Origin of the sequence: Nocardia brasiliensis ATCC 700358, from assembly GCF_000250675.2 — a bacterium.
GTDB lineage: Bacteria > Actinomycetota > Actinomycetes > Mycobacteriales > Mycobacteriaceae > Nocardia > Nocardia brasiliensis_B.
Genome location: NC_018681.1, coordinates 3021017 through 3042739, shown reverse-complemented (window position 1 = coordinate 3042739; position 21723 = coordinate 3021017). Strand labels below are relative to the sequence as shown.

Sequence of the window (21723 nt, the reverse complement as noted above, 5' to 3'; positions counted from 1 at the left end):
AAAGGAGAAATGGCCGAAGATTCGTGGGAGGAATGGCGGCCGAGATGGCAGCATGTGCGGCATGGAGTTGGTCGGTATGGAACGGATCGAGGCCGCCGCGGCCTTGCTCGCGCCGGTGATGCGCAAGACGCCGATGGTCACCTCGCGGGTGCTCTCGGAGCGGGTCGGCACCGAGGTGCTGCTCAAGTGTGAGAACTTGCAGCGGACCGGGTCGTTCAAACCGCGCGGCGCGTACAACCGGATCGCCAATCTGCCCGCCGAGGACCGGGCGCGCGGCGTGGTCGCGGCGAGCGCGGGCAATCACGCGCAGGGCGTGGCCTGGGCGGCCGCCTCGCTGGGCCTCACCTCGACGGTGTTCATGCCGGTCGGCGCGTCGCTGCCGAAGCTGGCGGCGACCAAGGCCTACGGGGCCGAGGTGCGGCAGGTCGGCGAGACCATCGAGGATTCCCTGGACGCCGCGATGGAGTTCGCCGAACGCACCGGCGCCACGCTGATCCATCCGTTCGATCACCCGGACATCGTGGCCGGGCAGGCGACGGTGGCGCTGGAGATCCTGGAACAGGTCCCCGACCTGGGCGCGGTGCTCGTGCCGACCGGCGGGGGCGGGCTGATCGCCGGGGTCGCGGTGGCCCTGCACAAGCTGGCGCCGCAGGTGCGCGTCATCGGTGTGCAGGCGGCCGAGGCAGCGGCCTGGCCGGGGTCGCTGGCCGCGGGCAAGCCGGTGCGGGTCGGGCGGATGTCGACGATGGCCGACGGCATCGCGGTCGGCCAGCCGGGTCAGGTGCCGTTCGCCCATGTCGCCGAGCATGTTTCGACGATGCTGACGGTCGACGAGGACTCGCTGTCCAAAGCACTGCTGCTCTGCCTGGAACGCGCGAAGCTGATCGTGGAACCCGCGGGCGCGGCGGCGGTCGCGGCGCTGATGAGTTGTACCGCAGCCGATCTGGATCTGGACCTGAGCCGGCCGGTGTGCGCGATCCTGTCCGGCGGCAATATCGATCCGCTGCTGCTCACCCGGCTCATCGGCCACGGATTGAGCGCGGCGGGTCGTTATCTCGCGGTGCGTGTGACGATCGCGGACCGGCCCGGTGGGCTCAGCGCGCTGCTCGCGGTGGTCGGCAAGACCGGGGCCAGCGTGGTCGACGTCGCGCACTCGCGGACCGGTACCTGGTTGGCGCTCAACGAGGTCGAGGTCTCGCTCACCCTGGAGACCCGCGGCCACGCGCACCGCGACGACGTCCTCACCGCATTGACCAACGCGGGCTACTCCGTTCGCGTCGAGGACTAGATAGCCGACCGGCGCGGCGGGGCGGCTGTCGTGTACCGCCCGCAGCCGTGTCGCCGCCCTCGGTCGAGGACGGCGACACGGGTGGGTACCAACGAATCAAGCTGTTACCGAACGATATTCGTTCAGGGGAGCACGTCGGCAGCCGCGTAGGTCTGCATCGCGTCGGCGATCGCACCGGCGTTGTCGGTCAACGCCTTGTCACTGATGTTGGCCGTCGTATCGCAGGAACGGTGGTAGCAGGGGTCGTACGGACGGCCCGCCGTGCCGCCGAACTGCCGCTGCTCCTGCGCGGTCTTGATGCCTTCGGCGCCGGTGAACAGGCCACCGACCGAGATGCCCACCCGCATGAACGGGCCGTAGTCCGACCGTCCGTCGAGCGCGGTGCGCCCGTACGGCAGCCCCTTCGAGGTGAAGTAGCGGATGAAGTTCTGCTCGATCTGGGCCGAACCGGCCGGGCCCTGCCTGCCGTCGTAGATCTTGTAGGCGTAGTTGATCGAACCGATCATGTCGAAGTTCAGGTAGAGCGCGATCCGGTTGCGATTGGCCTGAGACAGGTTGTTCACGTAGAACTTCGAGCCGACCAGGCCGAGTTCCTCGGCGCCCCACCAGGCGAAGCGGACCTTGTTCTTCGGCGTGGACGTGGCCATCTGCAACGCGATCTCTAGCAATGCCGCACTGCCGGAACCGTTGTCGTTGATGCCGGCGCCCGCGCGCACGGAATCGAGGTGCGCACCGGCCATCACGACCTTCTCCGCGTTACCCTGCGGGGATTCGGCGATCACGTTGTGCGTCGTGGCGGGCAGCGCCTCGGTGTCGGTCTTGAGGCGGACCACCGAGTTCGACTGGCCGGCAAGGTCTTTGCCGACGGCGTAGCTGGTGGCGACGACCGGCACGGTGATGCCCTTTTCGTCGAGCGCCTCGGTGAAGGCGTCGGTACGGCCCGGCTGCCCCTCGTTGAAGATGATCACGCCGGAAGCGCCTGCGGCCTGGGCGTTTCGTGCTTTGTCCGCCGCGGTGCAGGTGCCGCGCTGCAGCAGCGCGATGTTGCCGCGGGTGAACTTCGCGAAGTCCGTTGCCTCACAACCGGAGGTCGAGGCGTTCGCCTCGCCACGCGGCGACAAGGCCAGGTCGACGCCCTGAACCGCGGCCTTCGTCTCGCCCGAGCCGGAGTAGGTCAGGGTGGCGAAATCACCGAGCTGACTGCGGTCCGCCGGGGTCGCCTTATAGCTGGTAGCGCCGCCGGAAACCCGTTCCATGACCGCCGTCGTCCGCTCCCGGAACGACTGGAAGGTGAACGGCTGCAAGGTCACCTGGTATCCGGCCTTGCGCAGCTCGCCGGCCACGTAGTCGCGCGAGGCGTCGTAGCCGGCGGTGCCTGCCGCGCGGGTGCGGCCGTTGGCGTTGGCGATCGCCTGGAACCGGTCGAGGTGCTGCTTCACGGCGGGTGCCTTGATCGAGTCGGCCAACTGCCGCTCGGGCGGTGCGCCGGGTTCCGCGTACGCGGAACCCATCAGCGCGAGTGAGAAAACGACGGGCAGAGCGGTGGCTGCGGCGATAACGCGGCCGGCCCTGTCTCGGGGGAAGATGCGGGGCATATCGGCTCCTCCAGAAGGGATGGATGAATCCCGGATGGTCGGAGATTAAGCCGATGCGTCACTGTGATGAAACCCCAGTTGATAGTGGGGAAAGCGGCTGTGTACCAGGTTGTCCCGCCCGTGCCGACCGGACGCGTGTGCGTCCGGTCGGCCCCTCATCGGGCGGTGGTCAGCACTTGCGCTTGTAGAAGTACTTCGAGTTGGCCTCCATATCGGCCTGGGTGATGGCGATCATGTCGGTCTGGATCGTCCGGGTCACCGGCTTGCCCTCGATCGCGGCGACCGCCTGATCGACGCCCTTCGCGCCGATGCCCGCGGGATCCTGGGCGATAAGGGCTTGCACCGTACCGGCTTTCAGGTCCTCGACCTGCTTCGGGCTGGCGTCGAAGCCGACCAGCTTCACCTGGCCGAGCTTGTTCGCGTTGCGCAGACCGGTGGCCGCACCCTCGGCGGAGCTCAGGTTCGTGGCGAAGATACCGGCGAGATCGGGATGCGCCGCCAGCGTCGCGGTGACGATCGAAGCCGCCTGTGCCGCTTCGTTGTTGTTGTACTGCACGCCGAGCGAGGTGATGCCGGGGAAGCTCTTGACCGCCTCCTCGAAACCCTGCGCACGGGCGTCGGTGGTGGACGTGCCCGCCTTGGTGTTGATCACCAGGACCGGGCCCTTGTCCCCCACCAGCTTCGCCAGGGTCTGCGCCGCAAGCGCGCCGCCCTTCTTGTTGTCCGACGAAATCGACGACAGCGCAACGGAAGTGTCGTCCAGCGCGGTGTCCACCTCGACGATCTTGATGCCCGCGTCCTTGGCCTGCTTGATCGGATTGGCCATGGCGGTGGCGTGCGTCGGCGCAATCAGGATGCCGCCCGGCTTGTTCGCCACCACGCCGGTCAGCACCGGGGTCTGCGTGCCCGCGTCGAACTTGGTCGGCGCCTGCGTATCCAGCTTGTAGCCGAGTTTCGCGGCCTCGTCCTGCGCGCCGCATTGCATCGAAATGTAGAACGGCTCGTCCGCGACGCCCGGGATCAGCACCAGCTTCTTACTGTCGCCGCTGCCCGAATTACTCACCTGCCCACTGCAACCCGCCAGCAGCGCGCCGACCGACACCATCGCGCCGATCACCACCGCGGTCCGCTTCGCCACCCTCATTCGGCTACCTCCGCCATTTCTGTTGTTGCCATACCTATTTCCGATCCCGGGCCCGGCGCCGGAGCTGGTCGAACCAGACCGCCGCGACGAGGACCACGCTCACCGCGATCGGCTGCCAGAACACCGGCACCTGCGCGATGACGAACCCCTTCTTCAGCACCGACGGGATGAACACGCCGATCACCGTGCCGACGATCGACCCGACACCGCCGAACAGGCTGGTGCCGCCGATCACCACGCCCGCGATGGCGTCCAGGTTGTCTGTCGTGTGGCCGCCGATCGTGGTGGTGCCGAAGTAGGCCAGATTCATGAAACCGGCCAGCCCGGCCAGCACCCCGGTGAGCAGATAAACGGTGATCAGGTGCCGGGTGACCGCGATGCCGGAGCGGCGCGCGGCCTCCTCGTTGGAGCCGATGGCGTAGGTGTAGCGGCCGAAACGGGTGGTGTGCAATACCCAGGCGGCCAGCACGGTCACCACGGTGGCGACCAGGACCAGGTTCGGCACGCCGCCCAGGGTGGTACCGAAACCCAGTGTGTTGCGCAGCTTTTCGGGCACTGTGCGGGTGTCGACGCCGCCGGTGATCAGCTGCGCCGCACCGAGCGCGGCGCCGAACGAGCCCAGCGTGACGATCAGCGGCGGAATCTTGGCCTTGGCCACCAGAACTCCGTTGACCAGACCCCAGACACCGCCGCCCACAACCGAAAGCAGGAAGCCGATGCCGATGATGCCCCAGCCCGCGTTGGTGGCGTCCTGATCCGGGCTCAGCGCCTCCATCGTCTTCGCGCCGATCACGCCCGCGAAGATCAGCACCATGCCCACCGAGAGATCGATGCCGGAGGTGATGATCACGAACGTCATGCCCACCGAAAGCACCAGCAGCACCGAGGTTTCGATGAGCAGCGTCTGAAAGGTGAACCGGGTCGGGAACGCGTCGGGGCGCAGCACGCTGAACACGATGCACAGCACGACCAGCACCACGCCGATCCACACCGTGCTCGCGCCCATGAGCCGTTGCAGGACAGTGCGTTGCGGCAGCTCGACTTTGCCGTTGCCGTTGCCGGTCGCCTCGACGGTGACGTCCGGGGAACCGCCGGAGCGCGTCATGCCGCTTCCTCCTGTGACAGCGCGCCGGTCATGGCGCCCACCAATTGTTCGAGCGTGGCGTCGGCCGCGGTGAACCGCGCCACCCGCTTGCCCAGCCGGAGCACCTCGATGCGGTCGGCGACCGCCAGCACCTCCGGCATGTTGTGACTGATCAACACCACGGCGATGCCCTGATCGCGGACCCGGCGGATCACGTCCAGCACCCGCTCCCGCTGCACCACGCCGAGCGCGGCGGTCGGCTCGTCCATGAACACCACCTTGCTCGCCCACATCACCGCCCTGGCGACCGCGACGCTCTGCCGCTGACCGCCCGACAGCGAACCGATGGGCACGTCGGTGCTCTGCAGGGTCACGCCGAGCCGCCGGAAGTGTTCGACCGCTTGGACTCTCATCGCGGTGCGGTCGAGCATGCCGAGCTTGCCGGGTAACCCTTTGCGCACCAGCTCCCGGCCGAGGAACAGATTCGCCGCCGGATCCAGGTCCGGGGCCACCGCGAGATCCTGATACACGGTTTCCACGCCGAGTTTGCGGGCCGCCGTCGGAGTATTCAGTACCACCGGCTTGCCGTCCAGCAGAATCCGCCCGGAATCGGGCTGTTCGGCGCCGGAAAGGCATTTCACGAGCGTCGATTTGCCGGCGCCGTTGTCCCCGATCAACGCGACGACTTCGCCCGCGCTCACCTGAAAGTTCGCGCCGCGCAGCGCCTCGACACCGCCGTATCGCTTCACCAGTCCCTCGGCCCGCAACGCGACCACCGATTCCGCAGGCACATCGGCCGTTTTCGCCGCATCGTCCGAGGTCATCGGCCACATCCGCGGACACGCAGCTGAGCAAACGTCCAGTCCATCGCCCGATGCTACGACCGCCCCCGATCTCATGGGACGATTTCGACAAAATGCGTCCGCCCCAACGCAATCCCACTTTTCCACCCCGAAAACAATGCACTCAATGTTCCATACGAACACGCTATGGAGTAGTGCACCAAGAATTGCCTCAGACACCGGCTCCGAAAATCCCCCGTTTCACCGGAACCGCCGACCGGACCTCGCGTCGAACAAGACGCAACCCTTTCCTGTCGTCACCGTGTGAAACGAACCAGTTCGGTCCCGAAAGCAGTCCGCCGTGGGTTCAGTGCTGGCCGCCGAGTTCCAGGGCGAGGACGCCGAGGATGACGAGGGCGATGCCGCCCACCTGGATGAGGGTGAGGCGTTCGTCCAGGAAGAGGACGCCGATGACGGCGATGGCGGCTACGCCGACGGCCGACCAGATGCCGTAGGCGACGCCGATCTGCATGCCGCGCTTCAGCGACTGGGACAGGAACCAGAAGGCGGCGCCGTAACCGATGACCACGACGATCGAGGGGACCAGTTTGGTGAAACCCTCGGACAGCTTCAGGGAAACGGTGGCGGTCACCTCGGACGCGATGGCCAAGGCCAGCAGAAGCATGGTCATGGCGGCAGCGTAGCGAGTATCGGACAATGGCAAGGCGGTGCGGGGGGCGAACGGCGACTAGGTGTGGTGATCAGCGTGGACGTGATGGTGCTGATCATCGGCGCGATCGTGGTGGCCGTCGTGATCGTGCTCGTTGTGGTTGTCCCGCTGTCGATTCGCGCCGAGCGCAGGCGTAAGGCCGCGCTGGCCGGCTGGGCGCACGCGCACGGCTGGTCCTACGCCGAGCGGGTCCGGGCGGACTGGACCGTGCGCCTGCCCGGGCGCAACAAACGCGGGCTGGGCGTGACGATGACGGGGCAACTCGACGGCCGGTGGGTGACCGTCGCGGACTATTCCTACGAGACCACCTCGTCCAGCAACTTCTCCTCGACCTCGCACAGCACGACCAGTACGACGACGCACTACTACATCGTCATCGTCGTGCACCTGCCCCAGCCGCACCGGCCGGTCGCCGTGCTGACCCGCGGACTGTTCTCACAGCTGGGCCGTACCTTGTTCGGCGACAAACCCACCGCCACCGGCAATCCGGACTTCGATTCCCGTTTCCGCATAGTCTCACCCGACCCCAGGTACGCCCATTGGCTGGTCACCAAGGACCTGATCACCGCCCACCTGCACAACGTCGTCCCGCACTGGAGCGTCGGCAACCACGACTTGGTCACCTACCGTCCCGGCCGCCTCAAAGACCCGAACGCCATCCCCGCCCTGGCCGCTCCCCTGCTCCACGTAGCAGCCCTGCTCCCCCGCTGAACCGCGTCGCACAGTCCACCGTCCGCGCAGCAGCGCACCGGTGCGGCCTCGGCGACCTGCGCGGATCAGCGCAGCCAGTCGCGGACTTCCCCGGTGGCCGTGCGGATGTCGTCGAGTTGGCGGGTGACCTGGGGGCCCGCGGTGCCGCCGCGGGCGTTGCGGGAGGCGATGGAGCCCTCGACGGTGAGTACTTCGCGGACCTGGGGGGTGAGGGCGGGGTCGATGGCGGCGAATTCCGCGTCGGTGAGTTCGTCGAGTCCCACGCCGCGCGCTTCCGCGGCACGCACGCAGGCACCGGCCGCCTCGTGCGCGACTCGGAACGGAACACCTCGCCGGACCAGCCATTCGGCGATATCGGTGGCGAGGGTGAAACCGGCGGGGGCGAGTTCGGCCATCCGCTCGGTGTGGAAGGTGAGGGTCGAGACCAGGCCCGCAATGGCCGGGAGCAGCAGTTCCAGCTGCGCCACCGAATCGAACAGGGGTTCCTTGTCCTCCTGCAGATCCCGGTTGTAGGCCAGCGGTTGCGCTTTCAGCGTGGCCAGCAGGCCGGTGAGGTTCCCGATGAGCCGGCCCGCCTTGCCCCTGGTGAGCTCGGAGACGTCCGGGTTCTTCTTCTGCGGCATGATCGAGGAACCGGTGGACCAGGCGTCGGCCAGCGTGATGTACCCGAATTCCGGTGTGCTCCACAGGATCACCTCTTCGGCCATACGGCTGAGGTCGACGCCGATCATGGCGAGCACGAACGCGGCCTCGGCGGCGAAATCGCGCGAGGACGTGGCGTCGATCGAATTGGCCGCCGCCGCATCGAAATCCAGTTCGGCGGCGATCGCCTCGGGATCGAGCCCGAGCGAGGAGCCGGCCAGCGCGCCGGAACCGTACGGCGACACCGCGGCCCGCTTGTCGAAGTCGCGCAGCCGATCGATATCACGCAGCAGCGGATGAGCGTGTGCGAGCAGGTGATGCGCGAGCAGCACCGGCTGTGCGGCTTGCAGGTGCGTCTTGCCCGGCATCACCGCGTCCGGGTGCGCGCCGGCCTGCGTCACCAGCGCGTCGACGACGTCGAGCAGTCCGGCCGCGACCCGGCGGACCGCGTCGCGCAACCACATCCGGAACAGCGTGGCCACCTGGTCGTTGCGGGATCGCCCGGCCCGCAACCGGCCGCCGAGTTCGGCGCCGACCCGTTCGATCAGCCCGCGTTCCAGGGCGCCGTGCACGTCCTCGTCCGAGTCGGCGGGGCCGAACGCGCCCGAATCCACGTCCGCGGCAAGCTGATCCAGCCCGGCCAGCATCCCGGCGAGGTCGCTCTCGGACAGCAGCCCGGCCTTGTGCAGCACGCGGGCGTGCGCCTTGGACGCGCGAACGTCGTACGGCGCCAAGACCCAGTCGAACTGTGTCGACTTGCTCAGCGCGGCCATCGCCTCGGCCGGTCCGGACGCGAATCGCCCGCCCCAGAGCGCACCGGTGTTCGTGCTGCCGCTCTGCGTCATGGTGTGCTGTCTCCTCAGGGTCGGATGGCGGTCATCAGTAGATGGGTTCTCATGTGCGCGGCAAGGTCGGCGGCGACCGGGCGTCCGTGCTCGGCGAGCACGGTCGCCGGGTCGGCCCGCGTGGCGGACCAGCCGTGTTCGGTGAACCAGGCGACCGGATCGCTGCGGCCCTCGGCCGGATACCACAGCGTGCCCACGTCGACATCGACGTCGAACGCGGCCCGCATCCGCGCTCGGGCGTCGTCGCTGTGCACCGTGTCGGGCGCTTCGGCCAAGGTCATGTTGAGCGCGACCCGGCTGCCCGGCGCGCTGAGTTCCGTCACAGCCGTCAGCAGCCGGTCCTGGGCGTCGGCGGGCAGGTAGCGCAGCAGCCCCTCGACGAGCCACGCCGTTGGCACGGCGGTGTCGAAACCCTTGTCCCGCAAGGCGACAGGCCAGTCGTCGCGCAGATCCACCGGGACCTCGCGGCGCTCGACCGCCGGTTCGATGCCCTGCGCCGCCAACGCGGAAGCCTTGAACTGCAACACTTTCGGCTGGTCCAGCTCGTACACCGTACTGCCGCCGGCCCATTCGAGCCGGTAGGACCTGGCGTCGAGCCCGGCGGCCACGACCACGATCTGCCGGATGCCCGCGGCCACCACGGCGGCGAAGAAGTCGTCGAAGTAGCAGGTGCGCGCGACGATGAGGTCGGCGAGCAGCCCGTAGGAACGCGTCGCGGCCGGATCGGCATCGCCGAGGCCCTGACTCAGCCGGGCCCAGGCAGCCGGATCGACCGCGTCCACCAGTACCTCGGCGTACGGATCACGGAACAGCGCGTCCGGCCGCCGGGATTCGCCCGCGCGCACGGCGGCGACGCCGAGCGCCGTCGCGCCGACACTCGTCACGATGTCCCAGCTGTCGTCGTCGGTCCGCATCATCGCTCCCTTCGGGTCGGCCGGTCAGGGCCGACCCGTCCGAGGCTACTGCGCGCGCCGCCTACTTCTGGTTCAGGTCCCGGCGCGCGGCGACCTTGGAGGACAGGCCGTGGATCTGCACGAAGCCCTTGGCCAGCGACTGGTCGAAGGTGTCACCCTCGTCGTAGGTGGCCAGGTTGAAGTCGTACAGCGACTGGTCCGAGCGACGGCCGTTGACCACCGCGCTGCCGCCGTGCAGCACCATCCGGATATCACCGGTGACGGCCTGCTGGGTGTCGCCGATGAAGGCGTCCAGCGCCCGCTTCAGCGGGGAGAACCAGAGGCCGTCGTAGGCCAGCTCGCCCCAGCGCTGCTCGACCTGGCGCTTGTACCGGCCCAGCTCACGCTCGATGGTGACGTTCTCCAGCGCCTGGTGCGCGGTGATCAGCGCGATCGCGCCGGGGGCCTCGTAGATCTCGCGGCTCTTGATGCCGACGAGCCGGTCCTCGACCATGTCGAGCCGGCCGACACCCTGCCGTCCGGCCCGGTGGTTCAGCTCGACGATGGCTTCGAGCACGCTGACCGGACGGCCGTCGATGGCGACCGGCACACCGCGTTCGAAGGACACGATCAGCTCGTCCGGCGCCTCGAAGTTGACGGTCGGGTCGGCGGTGTAGTCGTAGACGTCCTTGGTCGGCGCGTTCCACAGATCTTCGAGGAAGCCGGTCTCGACGGCCCGGCCCCACACGTTCTGGTCGATCGAGAAAGGCGACTTCTTGGTGACGTTGATCGGCAGCGCGTTCTCCTCGGCGAAGGCGATGGCCTTCTCCCGGGTCCAGGCGTAGTCGCGAACCGGGGCGATCACGTTCAGGTCGGGCGCGAGCGCGCCGATGCCGACCTCGAAGCGGACCTGGTCGTTGCCCTTGCCGGTGCAGCCGTGCGCGACGGTGCTCGCGCCGTGGAACTTGGCCGCTTCCACCAGGTGCTTGACGATGAGCGGCCGGCTGATCGCGGAGACCAGCGGGTACTGCCCCATGTACATCGCGTTGGCCTGGATGGTGGGCAGGCAGTACTCGTCGGCGAACTCGTCGCGGGCGTCCACCACGATGGCCTCGACCGCACCGCAGTCGAGCGCTCGTTGGCGCACCACGTTCATGTCCTCGCCACCCTGGCCCAGGTCGATGGCCACGGCCACCACCTCGGCGCCGGTCTCCTTGCCGATCCAGCTGATCGCGACGGAGGTGTCCAGCCCACCGGAGTAGGCGAGTACGACGCGTTCGGACATGGTCTGTGTGCTCCTCGGTTTCGGTACGTGTGTGCGAAGTGCGGGCGACTGCCGCCCCCGGTGTTCGCCTCGGGATCACGGGGCCCGCACGTTCTACAAATGATTATGCACGATGATGCAAGCCCATGCATAACCGGGGGTGCCCCAGCTACCGAACCGCATCATCGGACCGGCGAAAGTCTCTGCCCATCAAGCGAATCCCCGCGGGCGAACCCGGTCCTGTGCGACCCTTGGGGGCGGAAACGTTCGGCCAGGCAGAAGGAAGAACGTCATGCTGCTGCATCTCATCGGGCAAGAATTCAGCACCCTCGGCAACGGCGTCCTCGACGTCGGTCGCGCGGTGGTCGACCTCATCCAGGACATCATCAACGTGGCCACCCCCGACAACGGCGGCACCCCGCGCAGCGGCGGCGGTGGCCAGTACCCGTTCAGCTGACGCCGCTCAGGCGATCTCCTCGATCTTCGCCGCCAGTTCGGCGCCGGTGAACGGCTCGCGGGCGATGACGGCGATGGTGTCGTCACCCGCGATGGTGCCGACGATGTAGGGCAGCGCCGCCCGGTCCAGCGCGCTGGCCAGGTAGTGCGCCGCGCCCGGCGGGGTGCGCAGCACCGCGATGTTGCCGCTGTGGTCGGTGGAGACCAGCAGATCGCCGAGCAGCTTCGCCAGCCGGTCGGTGCCGCCGGTGACCCCGCGGATGGGGCTGCCGTCCTCGGGCACCACGTAGACGCCCGCGCCGCCGTCGGCCGCGCGCAGCTTGACCGCGCCCAGTTCGTCCAGATCCCGCGAGAGCGTGGCCTGGGTGGTCTCGATGCCCTCGGCGGAGAGCAGCGCGGCCAGTTCGGTCTGGCTGCGGACCGCGTGCGCGGTCAGCAGCTCGACGATGCGCGACTGGCGCCCGGCGCGGGTCCGCGCGATCTCCGGACCGGTCACGCCCCACCGTCACTTCGCTTGGCCAGCAACCAGACCAGCAGCGCCTTCTGCGCGTGCAGCCGGTTCTCGGCCTCGTCCCACACCACGCTGTGCGGACCGTCGAGCACCTCGTCGGTGACCTCCTCGCCCCGATGCGCGGGCAGGCAGTGCAGCACCACGGCATCGGCGTCGGCGCGCCCGAGCAACGCCGAGTTCACCTGGAACGGCCGGAACGGACCGACGCGGTCGAGCCCGTCGTTCTCCTGTCCCATCGAGGTCCAGGCGTCGGTGACCAGCGCGTCCGCGCCGTCGGCCGCCGCCTGCGGATCGTCGGTGAGCGTGATGGTGGCGCCGGTCTCGGCGGCCCGCTTGCGCGCCGCCTCCACGATCCACGGCAGCGGTTCGAACCCGGTGGGCGCCGCGATGGTGACGTTCAATCCGGCGGTGACGCCGCCGAGCAGCAGCGAGTGCGCCATGTTGTTCGCGCCGTCACCGAAGTAGGCGAGAGTGCGGCCCACCAGGTTGCCCTTGCGCTCGACCAGGGTCTGCAGATCGGCGAGCACCTGGCAGGGGTGGAATTCGTTGGACAGCGCGTTCACCACCGGAACCGTTGCGGTCGCGGCCATTTCGTCCAGCCGGACCTGTTCGAAGGTGCGCCAGACGATCGCGTCGACATAGCGGGACAGCACCCGGCCGGTGTCGCCGAGCGTCTCCTCGCGGCCGAGCTGGGTGTCGCGCCCGTCCACCACCACCGCGTGCCCGCCGAGCTGAGCGATGCCCACCTCGAACGAGAACCGGGTGCGGGTGGAGTTCTTCTCGAAGATCACCCCGACCCCGCGCGGCCCCTCCAGCGGCCGTTGCGAGAACGGCGCGTGCTTGAGTTCGGCGGCGAGGGCGAGGATTTCGGCCTGCTCGGCCGGGCTCACGTCGTCGTCACGGAGAAAGTGCCGGATCGGGGCCGAGGTCCCCGCAGCTGTGGAAGTCATTGCGCCGCAGCCTCCTTTGCGTCTTGGGTGGCGGCGTCGAGGATCCCGGGCAGATCGGCGACGAAGTTGTCGGCTTGGGTTTCGGTCAGGATCAGCGGCGGGGCGAGCCGGATGACGTCGGGCTTGGCCGGATTCACCAGATAGCCCGCCGCCCGCGCCCGCGCCTCGACCTGCGCCGAGATCGCATCGGTGAGCACGATGCCGAGCAGCAGTCCCGCACCACGCACCTGATCGATCAGCGGATGTTCCAGCAGTTCGATGCCGTCGCTGAGCCGCTTGCCGACCGACTCGACGTGCGCGAGCAGACCCTTCTCATCGATGGTGCGCAACACCGCGAGCGCGGCCGCCGCGCAGACCGGGTTGCCGCCGAAGGTGGTGCCGTGCAAGCCCGGGGTGAGCAGCTCGGCCGCCCGGCCGGTGGCCAGCACCGCGCCGATCGGCAGTCCGCCGCCGAGTCCCTTCGCCAGCGTGATCACGTCGGGCACGATGCCGACGGCCTGGTGCGCGTAGAACTTTCCGGTCCGGCCGATGCCGGTCTGCACCTCGTCGAGGATGAGCAGCGCGCCGTTGCGCGCGGTGATCTCCCGCGCCTTGGCGAGGTAGTCGAACGGCGGCACCACCACGCCGCTCTCCCCCATCATCGGCTCGAGGAACACCGCGGCGGTGTCGTCGTCGACCGCGGCCTCGAGCGCGGCGGCGTCACCGTAGGGCACGTGCACCACGCCCGCGGGCATCGGCTCGAACGGCGTGCGCTTGGCCGCCTGCCCGGTGAGCGCGAGCGCGCCCATGGTGCGGCCGTGGAACGCCTCCTCGCAGGCGACGATCTTGGACCGGCCGGTCAGCCGCGCGATCTTGAACGCCGCCTCGTTCGCCTCGGTCCCCGAATTGCAGAAGAACGCGCGTCCGGCATGCCCGTCGTCGGTGGCGCCGTCGCCGAAATGCGCGAGCAACCGTTCCGCCAATTCGATGACCGGCTCGTTCGCATAGATATTCGAGACATGGCCGAGCGTGCCCAGCTGCTGGGTGACCGCGGCGAGGATCGCCGGATGGGCGTGGCCGAGACTGTTGACCGCGATGCCGCCGAGGAAATCGACATAGCGGTTACCGTCCGCGTCGTAGACCACCGCACCCGCGCCACGCACCAGCGTCAGCTTCGGGGTGCCGTAGTTGTTCATCATCGCGGCGGACCACCGCTGTTGGAATTCCTGGTCTTTGCTCATTGTTTCGTTCCGTCCGGCGAGCCGGCCCCGGCCGGGGCGGGCGTCACCATCGTTCCGATTCCTTCTCCGGTGAACAGTTCCAGCAGCACGGAGTGCGGGATGCGGCCGTCGATGACATGGGCGGTCGGCACGCCGCCGTGCACGGCGCGCAAGCAGGCTTCCATCTTGGGCACCATGCCCGCGTCGAGCCGGGGCAGCAACTCGGCCAGCGCCGCGGTATCGATCCGGGTGATCAGCGACGAGCGGTCCGGCCACTCGGTGTACAGGCCCTCGACATCGGTGAGCACCACGAGCTTCTCCGCGCCGATCCCCTCGGCGAGTGCGGCCGCGGCGGTGTCGGCGTTGATGTTGTGCACCACGCCGTCGGCGTCCGGCGCGATGGTGGAGACCACCGGAATGCGGCCAGCGTCGATCAGATCGAGCACCGCGTCCGGATTCACCTCGCTGACGTCGCCGACCAGGCCGATATCGGTCGGCACGCCATCGACCTCGACGGTGCGGCGGGTCGCGGTGAACAGGCCCGCGTCCTCCCCCGAGATGCCGACCGCGTACGGACCGTGCGCGTTGATCAGCCCGACCAGCTCGCGACCGACCTGCCCGAACAGCACCATACGCACGACGTCCATCACCTCGGGCGTGGTCACCCGGAAGCCGCCGCGGAATTCGCCTTGCAGGCCGAGCTTTTTCAGCATCGCGCTGATCTGCGGCCCGCCGCCGTGCACCACCACCGGATGCACGCCGACGGTGCGCAGGAAGGCCATGTCCGCGGCGAAGGCCTGCTCGAGTTCGGCGTCGACCATGGCGTTGCCGCCGAACTTCACCACCACGATCTTGTCGCGGAACTTCTGCAACCAGGGCAGCGCGTCGGCCAGCACATGCGCCTTGTCCAGCGCCGAAAGCTCGTGGTGCAGTTGGCCGGTCATGAGCTGTAGGCCGAATTCTCTTCGACGTACCCGTGCGAGAGGTCGGTGGTGCGGATAGTCGCCTGTGCCTCACCGACATTCAGCTCGATGCGCACCTCGATGTCCATCCCGGACAGGTCGACATCGCGGGCGCCGGGTGCGCCTGCCCCGTCGACGCACACCGGATTTCCGTTGAACGACACCGAGATCCGGTTCGGATCGAGGGTGACCGGCGCCATGCCGACCGCGGCGAGCACCCGGCCCCAGTTCGGGTCCGAACCGAACAGCGCGGTCTTGACCAGGCTGTCGCGGGCGACCGTGCGAGCCGCGGCAACCGCCTCGTCCTCGCTCACCGCGCCGGCCACCGTCACCAGGACCCGCTTGGTGACGCCCTCGGCGTCGGCCATCAGCTGCGCGGCCAGGTCGTCGCACACGGCGAGGACGGCGGCGTCGAGATCGGCCTGGCTCGGGGTCACTTCGCTCGCGCCGTTGGCGAGCAGCAGCACCGTGTCGTTGGTGGAGCAGGAGCCGTCCACGTCGAGCCGGTCGAAGGTGCGCGCGGTCGCGTTGCGCAGCGCCTGATCCAGCTGGTCGGCGCCGACGGCGGCGTCGGTGGTCAGCACCACCAGCATGGTCGCCAGCGAGGGCGCCAGCATGCCCGCGCCCTTGGCCATCCCGCCCACGTTCCACTTGTCGCGGTGATGGAAGGCCGCTTCCTTGGGCACGGTGTCGGTGGTCATGATGGCGTGGGCCGCGTCCAGGCCGCCGGACAGGCCGCCGCCCATCTCGTGCACGATCTCGGTGATCGCGGGAATCACCTTGTCCATCGGCAGCCGGTCGCCGATCAGCCCGGTCGAGCAGACCGCGATCTCCCCCGCGCCGGTCTCGGTGCCCCAATTGCTCAGAGCCGCAGCGAGTTCCTCGGCGGTCTTGTGCGTGTCCTGGAAGCCGCCCGGCCCGGTGCAGGCGTTCGCGCCGCCGGAATTCAGGATCACCGCGCGCAGCCGCTTACCGGTGAGCACCTGCTGAGACCACAGCACCGGAGCGGCCTTGATCTTGTTGCTGGTGAACACGCCCGCCGCCGCGTACTCGGGCCCTTCGTTGAAAACCAGAGCCAGGTCCGGCTTTCCGCTCGCCTTGATGCCCGCCGCGATACCGGCCGCGCGGAAGCCGAGCGGTCCGGTCACGCCCTGGTTGCGTACCAGCCTGCCGTTCGCGTTCGATGCTGCGGCGAATGTCGTCACGGTGCCACTCCTACGGTGGAAAGTCCTGCGGTCTCGTCGAATCCGACGGCCAGATTCATGGATTGCACCGCGGCGCCCGCGGTGCCCTTGGTCAAATTGTCGATCGCACCGATCACCACGAGCAGGCCCGCGTCGGTGTCCACCGCCACCTGCAGGGTGACGGCGTTCGCGCCCAGCACCGCACCGGTCTGCGGCAGTACGCCCTCGGGCAGCAGATGCACGAAAGGTTCGTCGGCGTAAGCCTTTTCATAGACGGCGCGCGCCTGCGCGACGTCCACCGTGGTCGGCGCGGTGCAGGTGGCGAGGATGCCGCGCGGCATCGGCGCGAGCACCGGAGTGAACGACACCGCGATCTCGGTGCCGCCCGCCGCCTTCAGGTTCTGCGCGATCTCCGGCGTGTGCCGGTGCGCCCCGGCGATACCGTACGCGCGCGCCGATCCCATCACCTCGGAGCCGAGCAGGCCCACGTCGAGTTTGCGGCCCGCGCCCGAAGTTCCGCTCACCGCAACGACATTCACCTGCGGTGCGACGATGCCCGCCGCGACCGCGGGCGCCAGCGCGAGGCTGGCCACGGTCGGATAGCACCCCGGTACCGCGATCCGGCGCGCGCCGCGCAGCCGCTCCCGGCCGCCGGGCAGTTCGGGCAGGCCATAGGGCCAGCTGCCCGCGTGCGGGCTGCCGTAGTACTTCTCCCACGCCTGCGCGTCCGTCAACCGGAAGTCGGCGCCGCAGTCGATGATCACCGTCGAGTCGGGCAGCTGGGCGGCGATCGCCGCGGACTGGCCGTGCGGCAGGCCGAGGAACACGATGTCGTGACCGGCCAGCTCGTCGGCACTCGTCGGGCCGAGCACCCGGTCCGCCAGCGGCAGCAGATGCGGCTGCAACTCCCCCAGCGCCGTCCCGGCATTCGCCCCCGCCGTCAGCGCGCCGATCTCCAGGCGCCCGTCGCGGTATGCCGGGTGCCCCAGCAACAGGCGTAGCACTTCGCCACCCGCGTACCCACTCGCCCCGGCCACCGCCACCCGCAGCGCGGGCGCGGTCGACGCCGGCGCGTGCACCGAATCAACCATGTGATGATTATGCACGACCATGCAAGCTCATTCATAGCCAGGGCCGGTTTCCCCACTACCCGCCCTTGATCCAGCCACCGGCGAGGCGCCACATCCACCGTAACGATTCGCCGTCTTTCCCGGGGCCCGTCCGCAGCGGGACCGTCTCCACTACCCCGACAGACCCCTTCCGACCAGCCAATTCCGGCCCGCCAACAGAAATGGTGTGACCCGAACCACCTCGGGGAAGCGGCTCCCCAGCTTCATTCCGACCCCACCCTCGACCGCCGGCTGCACTGCGGCAGCCGAATCGAGCAACCGCGTGACGGTGACCAGCTATGCGACGAGCCCCTCGGATCAGCAACCCAATCGACCGAACTGGCCGGCGTTTCGACCGCGGCCACAGACCTCGTTGTTCGGCGGCACGGCGGGCGAAGAGATCGCCGAAGTCCAAGTCAACGAGACGGTCGCCGGCGCGGCGTCGCAATCCCTCGGCACCCTGGACTGGCCCCGCCTCGGCCAGCCCGCGTACACCCCCGCCCACATCCTCGACCAACTACTGTCCAACCCCGACAACCCTGTTGCATCGACCCCTTGAACCCCAGCGAGTAGCCGCCACCACCATTACCCGGGGATCACTTGTCCAACGGTGTTATTGCTCAGCACTTCTCGTAGCGGAGCACGAGGGGGCGCTCTATCGGGCCGGGGATGTTGCCTCGAGCGGTGCAGGCGCCGACGGTGATTTGTAGCAGCCGATATCTGGTCGAGTACTTGAAGTACGAGTCGTCACCGATGAGATCGGCCACGGCGTATCGGATGCGGAGGCCCGACTGCTCGATGGTCGCGAGGTGATGTTCGGCGAGCACTTTTCCGTTCTCCCGGATGTCCGAATGGGGCTGCACGGTGATCCCCTCCACGGAGTGCAACACGAGCGCGTGGGGTGGCAACAGGTTGTTGTGCAACCGATTCCACAGCGCCAGCTCGTCCTCGGTGGGATATCGGTTGAGCATGACCAGCGCTGCACCACGTGTCGCGGCGGTCCGGATCGACCACCGCGCGGCTTCGAGGTCGGGGAACTCCTGCCGCACTGTTCGATACGCCGCGCCGACCGCATCGGCACCCGCGGTGGGCCGCAACCGCACAGCGATCTCGCCGATCCCGTCATCGGCGTTCTTCGAGCTGTCACTGGACCCGTACTCGTAATACCGCCAGGTGCGCGAGGTCCACGTCACCTCGTCCTCCGGAAAAGCGTCGCGCAGCGCGAGCCACCGCGCGATGATGGGCGACGCTGCGTCCAATCCGCTCTTGCCCACCTTGACCGAGCTCGCGCTGTCACCACGATGGACTTCCAGATCGAATTCCCAGCGGTCGAAGTCGGGTCGGTGCACTTGGTTTCGGAAGGCCGCGACCACGGCTTCGGCCTGCTCGGCCGTCGCGGCGGCGGTCAGCACGACCAGCGTGGCGAAGGTCCGGCCGACCTCGGTGCCGACCCGCTCGACCCCCGGCATGGCGCCGAGCACGGTCCTGATATCGCGCGACTCGTGCGACAACACCGGCCGGTCGTCCATGGTCACATGCTGGGCGCCCCAGCCCAGAACGGTCGACACGAGGACACCGATCAGCGCGATGCCCGCCCAGCCGAGCCACGGCCCGCCGTCGCGCCCGTCGACGTAGAGCATGATTCCGGCGACCAGCAACGAAATGCCGACGCCGACCCACGTCACCCCGAGCGCGAACGGCGCCATGGCTTCTCGACATTCCAGAGCGAAGCAAGCTTTCGTATACACCACCAACGGCCCGAACACACCGAGCACGGCGACGACGAAGAACCCCATCCAAGCTACGTGCGTCCGGGCGGCGAAGTGCGCCACCCCAGCGCGCACAGAGATCGGCATGAGGCAACGATAGTGGGCGTTGGGCGGGTACGGTACCAGGATTCCGGGGGCATCAGGGTGTGCGGTTTATACGGTGTCCGCCAACGTCTTCGGTGTCAAGTAGTCGAAAGTTGTAGTGCTGGTTATTCACCCGACCGTTGATGCATCGGTAATGTCGACTTGCCTGGCCAGCAGCGGGGATTGCTTGCCGCACACGTCAAGCATCGGGAGACATCGGATGTCTTGTGGCGCACCGTGTCTCAGACTCCTAGTGCGCGGAGATTGAGACACGAGAGCGGGGCCGTTTCGCACTCCGATCGGCGTAGTTCCGGATATTGTCTGCCAATGGTGTACGCGATTGCCAAGAGTGCCGGTTTCTATGCGGCGCACGGTATCTGGAGTGTTTCCGACGGCGATATGCTCACTCCGCTGCTCGGTTACGCGGCTACCGACGGAACAGAAGGTTTGGAGCGCCTGCACTCCGACGACGCCGCCGAGGCGGCCCACATCGGCGCCGAGCGATTACAGACCGGGCGGCCGAACTGGGTGCGCGCGGTATTGATCGTCGACGCCTTCCTGCACCTGCCGCGCGGACGCACCGACGCCCTGATCATCGATGCCGTCGAGTACACCCCGCGAGCACGATCCCTGCGCATGGCCGTGCCGTACCGGCCCCAGTCACCCACCGGCAAGTTCGCCGTGTACCGACCGAAATTCATTGATACCCAAGGTTTTACCGATCCCGACTACAGCGATCTGGCAGACTCGTTCTACGCGGGCGTCGATTCCCATCAACAGGCCGCGGCGGTCTGGCACACCCACCTGCTGGACGAATCCGCCTGAGCCCCAAGCACACACCGGCAGCGTTCACCGCCTACATCCGTCGAGCAGCAGCCCGATGGTGATGCGCGCGTCGTAATTCGGATCTTCTCGCTCCGCGCCCGCGCAGATGTCCCCGATCGCACGCAACAGCTGATAGGCGCTCACGTCGGCCGTTACCTCACCCATACCCTGTGCCGCACAGAGCATTTCACTGAACACCGGGACGAGCCGGTCCAGGAACAACGCGTGCAGGGCGGTGAAACTGTCGGGATCGTTGCGCAGTGCCGCGGCGAGTCCGTGCTTGGTCACCAGGAAGTCCACGAACAAGTCCACCCATCGACGCAGCGCCTCGAACGGCGAGGAGGCGCTCGCGAGCAACGCGGGCCCGGCCTCGGCGCACGCGTCGACCTGGTGCCGATAGACGGCGGCGACCAAGTCCGCACGAGTGGGGAAATGCCGGTAGATCGTGCCCATGCCGACACCGGCCGCGGCCGCGATCCGGCGCACCGGCGCGTTCACCCCGTCGGCGACGAACACCGCGGCCGCGGCGTCCAGCAGCGCCCGCTCGTTGCGCCGTGCATCCGCTCGTTTCGCCGGGGTCTCGGGCGGCAATGTCTCTTCGCCAGCACTCACGCGACGCACCTCTCTCAGGACAGTGGTTGTAAAGCGGAACATTGCTCCGTATATTCGGAACAGTGCTCCGCTTCGCCAGTCTATCGGCTGCCACGGGACACGCCGCTCAATACGTTCGAAGGGAACCCCCAATGCCCGCTCCAGCCTCGGTCACCACCACTGCCGTCCCCGCCCTGAGCACGCCGATCATCAGCGTGAAGCCGGTCGTCCTGCCCGCACCGGAACGCGGCGACGATCTCCAACTGCGGATCAGCGCGCCCAGCACGGGTACCGGCCTCCCGGTCCTCCTCCTCGCGCACGGCTACGGCAAGTCGATGTCCTCCTACGACCCGCTGGTGGACTTCTGGGCGTCCCACGGATTCGTGGTCGTCCAGCCCACCTTCCTCGATTCCCGCACGCTCGGCCTCACCCCGGAAGACGCACGCTACCAGCACATCTGGGAGATCCGGGTACAGGATGTGCGGCGCGTGCTCGACGAACTCGACCGCGTCCTCGCCGCGGTGCCGGGGCTCGGCGCGCGCATCGATCCCGAGCGGATCGCCGTCGCCGGGCACTCGTGGGGTGGCCAGACCGTCGGCATGCTCTTGGGCGCCCGCGTGATCGGCGCGGACGGGACGCCCGGCCCAGACCTGACCGACCGACGCGTGAAAGCCGGTGTGCTGCTTGCCACTACCGGACGCGGCGGCGCCGACCTGTCGCCGTTCGCCGCCGAGCACTTCCCCTTCATGAGCCCCGACTTCGACCAGCTGCGTACACCCACCTTGGTCATCGCGGGCGACCACGACCAATCCGCGCTCTCGACCCGCGGCCCCGACTGGTTCACCGACGTGTACACCGACAGCCCCGGCACCCGAAGCCTGCTCACGCTCTTCGGCGGCGAACACATGCTGGGCGGTATCCACGGTTACCACGCCGCCGACACCACCGACGAGAACCCCGACCGCGTCGCCCTGGTCCGCAGGGCCGCCTGGGCCTACCTGCGCGACGCCCTGGCCCTCGACGCCACCGCGTGGCACGAGATCCAGTCCGACCTCACCCGAGCCACCGCCCCGATCGGCCGCATCGACAACAAATAGCCGGTCCG

22 protein-coding genes are annotated in these 21723 nt (G+C 68.4%); 6 read left to right on the top strand and 16 right to left on the bottom strand.

The genetic code is table 11. From position 1 onward, the window contains the following. Positions 1 to 52 precede the first annotated feature (52 nt). Complete coding sequence (gene ilvA, locus O3I_RS13760; RefSeq protein WP_014983534.1) at positions 53 to 1288, top strand: threonine ammonia-lyase; 1236 nt, start codon at positions 53 to 55, stop codon at positions 1286 to 1288. 122 nt (positions 1289 to 1410) lie between these two features. On the opposite strand, the gene O3I_RS13755 is transcribed toward ilvA, so the two are convergent. The 5 genes from O3I_RS13755 to O3I_RS13735 all read right to left on the bottom strand — a co-directional run bounded on the left by O3I_RS13755 (position 1411) and on the right by O3I_RS13735 (position 6584). After that, on the bottom strand, positions 1411 to 2799 hold the full coding sequence (locus O3I_RS13755; protein WP_237748297.1) for a M28 family metallopeptidase: 1389 nt from the start codon (positions 2797 to 2799) through the stop codon (positions 1411 to 1413). A gap of 253 nt (positions 2800 to 3052) precedes the next feature. Then, entirely contained in the window at positions 3053 to 4027 is a 975-nt protein-coding gene (locus O3I_RS13750; RefSeq protein ID WP_014983532.1) for an ABC transporter substrate-binding protein, read from the bottom strand. Positions 4028 to 4061: 34 nt separating this feature from the next. Beyond that, the gene (locus O3I_RS13745) at positions 4062 to 5132 is read right to left on the bottom strand and encodes an ABC transporter permease (protein WP_014983531.1); all 1071 of its coding nucleotides are present in this window, start codon (positions 5130 to 5132) and stop codon (positions 4062 to 4064) included. After that, positions 5129 to 5935 carry an ATP-binding cassette domain-containing protein gene (locus O3I_RS13740; protein WP_014983530.1) on the bottom strand — a complete coding sequence of 269 codons (807 nt, stop codon included), beginning with the start codon at positions 5933 to 5935 and terminating at the stop codon, positions 5129 to 5131. The genes O3I_RS13745 and O3I_RS13740 overlap by 4 nt, the downstream gene beginning before the upstream one ends. A gap of 325 nt (positions 5936 to 6260) precedes the next feature. Continuing rightward, positions 6261 to 6584, bottom strand: coding sequence for a DMT family transporter (locus O3I_RS13735; protein ID WP_014983529.1), 324 nt, complete (start codon positions 6582 to 6584; stop codon positions 6261 to 6263). Between the two features lie 63 nt (positions 6585 to 6647). On the opposite strand from O3I_RS13735, the gene O3I_RS13730 reads away from it, so the two are divergent. Further along, positions 6648 to 7334 (top strand): hypothetical protein, encoded by a 687-nt coding sequence (locus O3I_RS13730; protein ID WP_041562597.1) that lies wholly within the window; start codon positions 6648 to 6650, stop codon positions 7332 to 7334. A gap of 65 nt (positions 7335 to 7399) precedes the next feature. On the opposite strand, the gene argH is transcribed toward O3I_RS13730, so the two are convergent. From argH to O3I_RS13715, 3 genes are all read right to left on the bottom strand, one after another. Further along, positions 7400 to 8821: an argininosuccinate lyase gene (gene argH, locus O3I_RS13725; protein ID WP_014983527.1), complete on the bottom strand. Its 1422-nt coding sequence runs from the start codon at positions 8819 to 8821 to the stop codon at positions 7400 to 7402. 14 nt (positions 8822 to 8835) lie between these two features. Next, on the bottom strand, positions 8836 to 9735 hold the full coding sequence (locus tag O3I_RS13720; RefSeq protein WP_041563758.1) for an SAM-dependent methyltransferase: 900 nt from the start codon (positions 9733 to 9735) through the stop codon (positions 8836 to 8838). A 61-nt stretch (positions 9736 to 9796) separates the two neighbouring features. Beyond that, entirely contained in the window at positions 9797 to 10999 is a 1203-nt protein-coding gene (locus O3I_RS13715) for an argininosuccinate synthase (RefSeq protein WP_014983525.1), read from the bottom strand. Positions 11000 to 11270: 271 nt separating this feature from the next. On the opposite strand from O3I_RS13715, the gene O3I_RS45525 reads away from it, so the two are divergent. Next, positions 11271 to 11435 (top strand): hypothetical protein, encoded by a 165-nt coding sequence (locus O3I_RS45525; protein WP_156055162.1) that lies wholly within the window; start codon positions 11271 to 11273, stop codon positions 11433 to 11435. A gap of 6 nt (positions 11436 to 11441) precedes the next feature. On the opposite strand, the gene O3I_RS13710 is transcribed toward O3I_RS45525, so the two are convergent. Genes O3I_RS13710 through argC form a run of 6 tightly spaced genes read right to left on the bottom strand, consistent with a single transcriptional unit; the run spans position 11442 to position 17331 of the window. Next, positions 11442 to 11930 carry an arginine repressor gene (locus O3I_RS13710; protein ID WP_014983524.1) on the bottom strand — a complete coding sequence of 163 codons (489 nt, stop codon included), beginning with the start codon at positions 11928 to 11930 and terminating at the stop codon, positions 11442 to 11444. Beyond that, on the bottom strand, positions 11927 to 12895 hold the full coding sequence (gene argF, locus O3I_RS13705; RefSeq protein ID WP_014983523.1) for an ornithine carbamoyltransferase: 969 nt from the start codon (positions 12893 to 12895) through the stop codon (positions 11927 to 11929). Before argF ends, O3I_RS13710 begins: the two co-directional genes overlap by 4 nt. Then, positions 12892 to 14115 (bottom strand): acetylornithine transaminase, encoded by a 1224-nt coding sequence (locus tag O3I_RS13700; RefSeq protein WP_014983522.1) that lies wholly within the window; start codon positions 14113 to 14115, stop codon positions 12892 to 12894. The genes argF and O3I_RS13700 overlap by 4 nt, the downstream gene beginning before the upstream one ends. After that, positions 14112 to 15038 (bottom strand): acetylglutamate kinase, encoded by a 927-nt coding sequence (argB, locus tag O3I_RS13695; RefSeq protein ID WP_014983521.1) that lies wholly within the window; start codon positions 15036 to 15038, stop codon positions 14112 to 14114. The genes O3I_RS13700 and argB overlap by 4 nt, the downstream gene beginning before the upstream one ends. Beyond that, positions 15035 to 16261, bottom strand: coding sequence for a bifunctional glutamate N-acetyltransferase/amino-acid acetyltransferase ArgJ (gene argJ / locus O3I_RS13690; protein ID WP_014983519.1), 1227 nt, complete (start codon positions 16259 to 16261; stop codon positions 15035 to 15037). Before argJ ends, argB begins: the two co-directional genes overlap by 4 nt. Beyond that, the gene (gene argC / locus O3I_RS13685) at positions 16258 to 17331 is read right to left on the bottom strand and encodes an N-acetyl-gamma-glutamyl-phosphate reductase (protein WP_041563757.1); all 1074 of its coding nucleotides are present in this window, start codon (positions 17329 to 17331) and stop codon (positions 16258 to 16260) included. Before argC ends, argJ begins: the two co-directional genes overlap by 4 nt. A 301-nt stretch (positions 17332 to 17632) precedes the next feature. Between argC and O3I_RS13680 the strand changes: the two genes are divergently transcribed. Continuing rightward, entirely contained in the window at positions 17633 to 17908 is a 276-nt protein-coding gene (locus O3I_RS13680; protein ID WP_141692300.1) for a hypothetical protein, read from the top strand. Positions 17909 to 17969: 61 nt separating this feature from the next. On the opposite strand, the gene O3I_RS13675 is transcribed toward O3I_RS13680, so the two are convergent. Further along, the gene (locus O3I_RS13675) at positions 17970 to 19205 is read right to left on the bottom strand and encodes a sodium/proton-translocating pyrophosphatase (protein ID WP_141692299.1); all 1236 of its coding nucleotides are present in this window, start codon (positions 19203 to 19205) and stop codon (positions 17970 to 17972) included. Positions 19206 to 19529: 324 nt separating this feature from the next. Between O3I_RS13675 and O3I_RS42610 the strand changes: the two genes are divergently transcribed. Continuing rightward, complete coding sequence (locus O3I_RS42610; RefSeq protein ID WP_014983515.1) at positions 19530 to 20027, top strand: hypothetical protein; 498 nt, start codon at positions 19530 to 19532, stop codon at positions 20025 to 20027. Positions 20028 to 20051: 24 nt separating this feature from the next. On the opposite strand, the gene O3I_RS13665 is transcribed toward O3I_RS42610, so the two are convergent. Beyond that, positions 20052 to 20639, bottom strand: a complete 588-nt coding sequence (locus O3I_RS13665; protein WP_014983514.1) for a TetR/AcrR family transcriptional regulator — start codon at positions 20637 to 20639, stop codon at positions 20052 to 20054. Positions 20640 to 20770: 131 nt separating this feature from the next. On the opposite strand from O3I_RS13665, the gene O3I_RS13660 reads away from it, so the two are divergent. Beyond that, positions 20771 to 21715 carry an alpha/beta hydrolase family protein gene (locus O3I_RS13660; RefSeq protein ID WP_014983513.1) on the top strand — a complete coding sequence of 315 codons (945 nt, stop codon included), beginning with the start codon at positions 20771 to 20773 and terminating at the stop codon, positions 21713 to 21715. Positions 21716 to 21723: the final 8 nt, after the last annotated feature.

Excerpts from the sequence above, each read along its gene's own strand:
- argH (WP_014983527.1), bottom strand. The coding sequence starts at position 8,821 with ATGACGCAGAGCGGCAGCACGAACACCGGTGCGCTCTGGGGCGGGCGA.
- O3I_RS13740 (WP_014983530.1), bottom strand. The coding sequence starts at position 5,935 with ATGACCTCGGACGATGCGGCGAAAACGGCCGATGTGCCTGCGGAATCG.
- O3I_RS13745 (WP_014983531.1), bottom strand. The coding sequence starts at position 5,132 with ATGACGCGCTCCGGCGGTTCCCCGGACGTCACCGTCGAGGCGACCGGC.
- O3I_RS13660 (WP_014983513.1), top strand. The coding sequence starts at position 20,771 with ATGCCCGCTCCAGCCTCGGTCACCACCACTGCCGTCCCCGCCCTGAGC.
- O3I_RS13700 (WP_014983522.1), bottom strand. The coding sequence starts at position 14,115 with ATGAGCAAAGACCAGGAATTCCAACAGCGGTGGTCCGCCGCGATGATG.
- argB (WP_014983521.1), bottom strand. The coding sequence starts at position 15,038 with ATGACCGGCCAACTGCACCACGAGCTTTCGGCGCTGGACAAGGCGCAT.
- O3I_RS13715 (WP_014983525.1), bottom strand. The coding sequence starts at position 10,999 with ATGTCCGAACGCGTCGTACTCGCCTACTCCGGTGGGCTGGACACCTCC.
- argC (WP_041563757.1), bottom strand. The coding sequence starts at position 17,331 with ATGGTTGATTCGGTGCACGCGCCGGCGTCGACCGCGCCCGCGCTGCGG.
- O3I_RS45525 (WP_156055162.1), top strand. The coding sequence starts at position 11,271 with ATGCTGCTGCATCTCATCGGGCAAGAATTCAGCACCCTCGGCAACGGC.
- argF (WP_014983523.1), bottom strand. The coding sequence starts at position 12,895 with ATGACTTCCACAGCTGCGGGGACCTCGGCCCCGATCCGGCACTTTCTC.
- O3I_RS13755 (WP_237748297.1), bottom strand. The coding sequence starts at position 2,799 with ATGGGTTCCGCGTACGCGGAACCCGGCGCACCGCCCGAGCGGCAGTTG.
- O3I_RS13675 (WP_141692299.1), bottom strand. The coding sequence starts at position 19,205 with ATGCCGATCTCTGTGCGCGCTGGGGTGGCGCACTTCGCCGCCCGGACG.
- O3I_RS13720 (WP_041563758.1), bottom strand. The coding sequence starts at position 9,735 with ATGCGGACCGACGACGACAGCTGGGACATCGTGACGAGTGTCGGCGCG.
- O3I_RS13735 (WP_014983529.1), bottom strand. The coding sequence starts at position 6,584 with ATGACCATGCTTCTGCTGGCCTTGGCCATCGCGTCCGAGGTGACCGCC.
- O3I_RS13750 (WP_014983532.1), bottom strand. The coding sequence starts at position 4,027 with ATGAGGGTGGCGAAGCGGACCGCGGTGGTGATCGGCGCGATGGTGTCG.
- ilvA (WP_014983534.1), top strand. The coding sequence starts at position 53 with ATGTGCGGCATGGAGTTGGTCGGTATGGAACGGATCGAGGCCGCCGCG.
- O3I_RS42610 (WP_014983515.1), top strand. The coding sequence starts at position 19,530 with ATGGTGTACGCGATTGCCAAGAGTGCCGGTTTCTATGCGGCGCACGGT.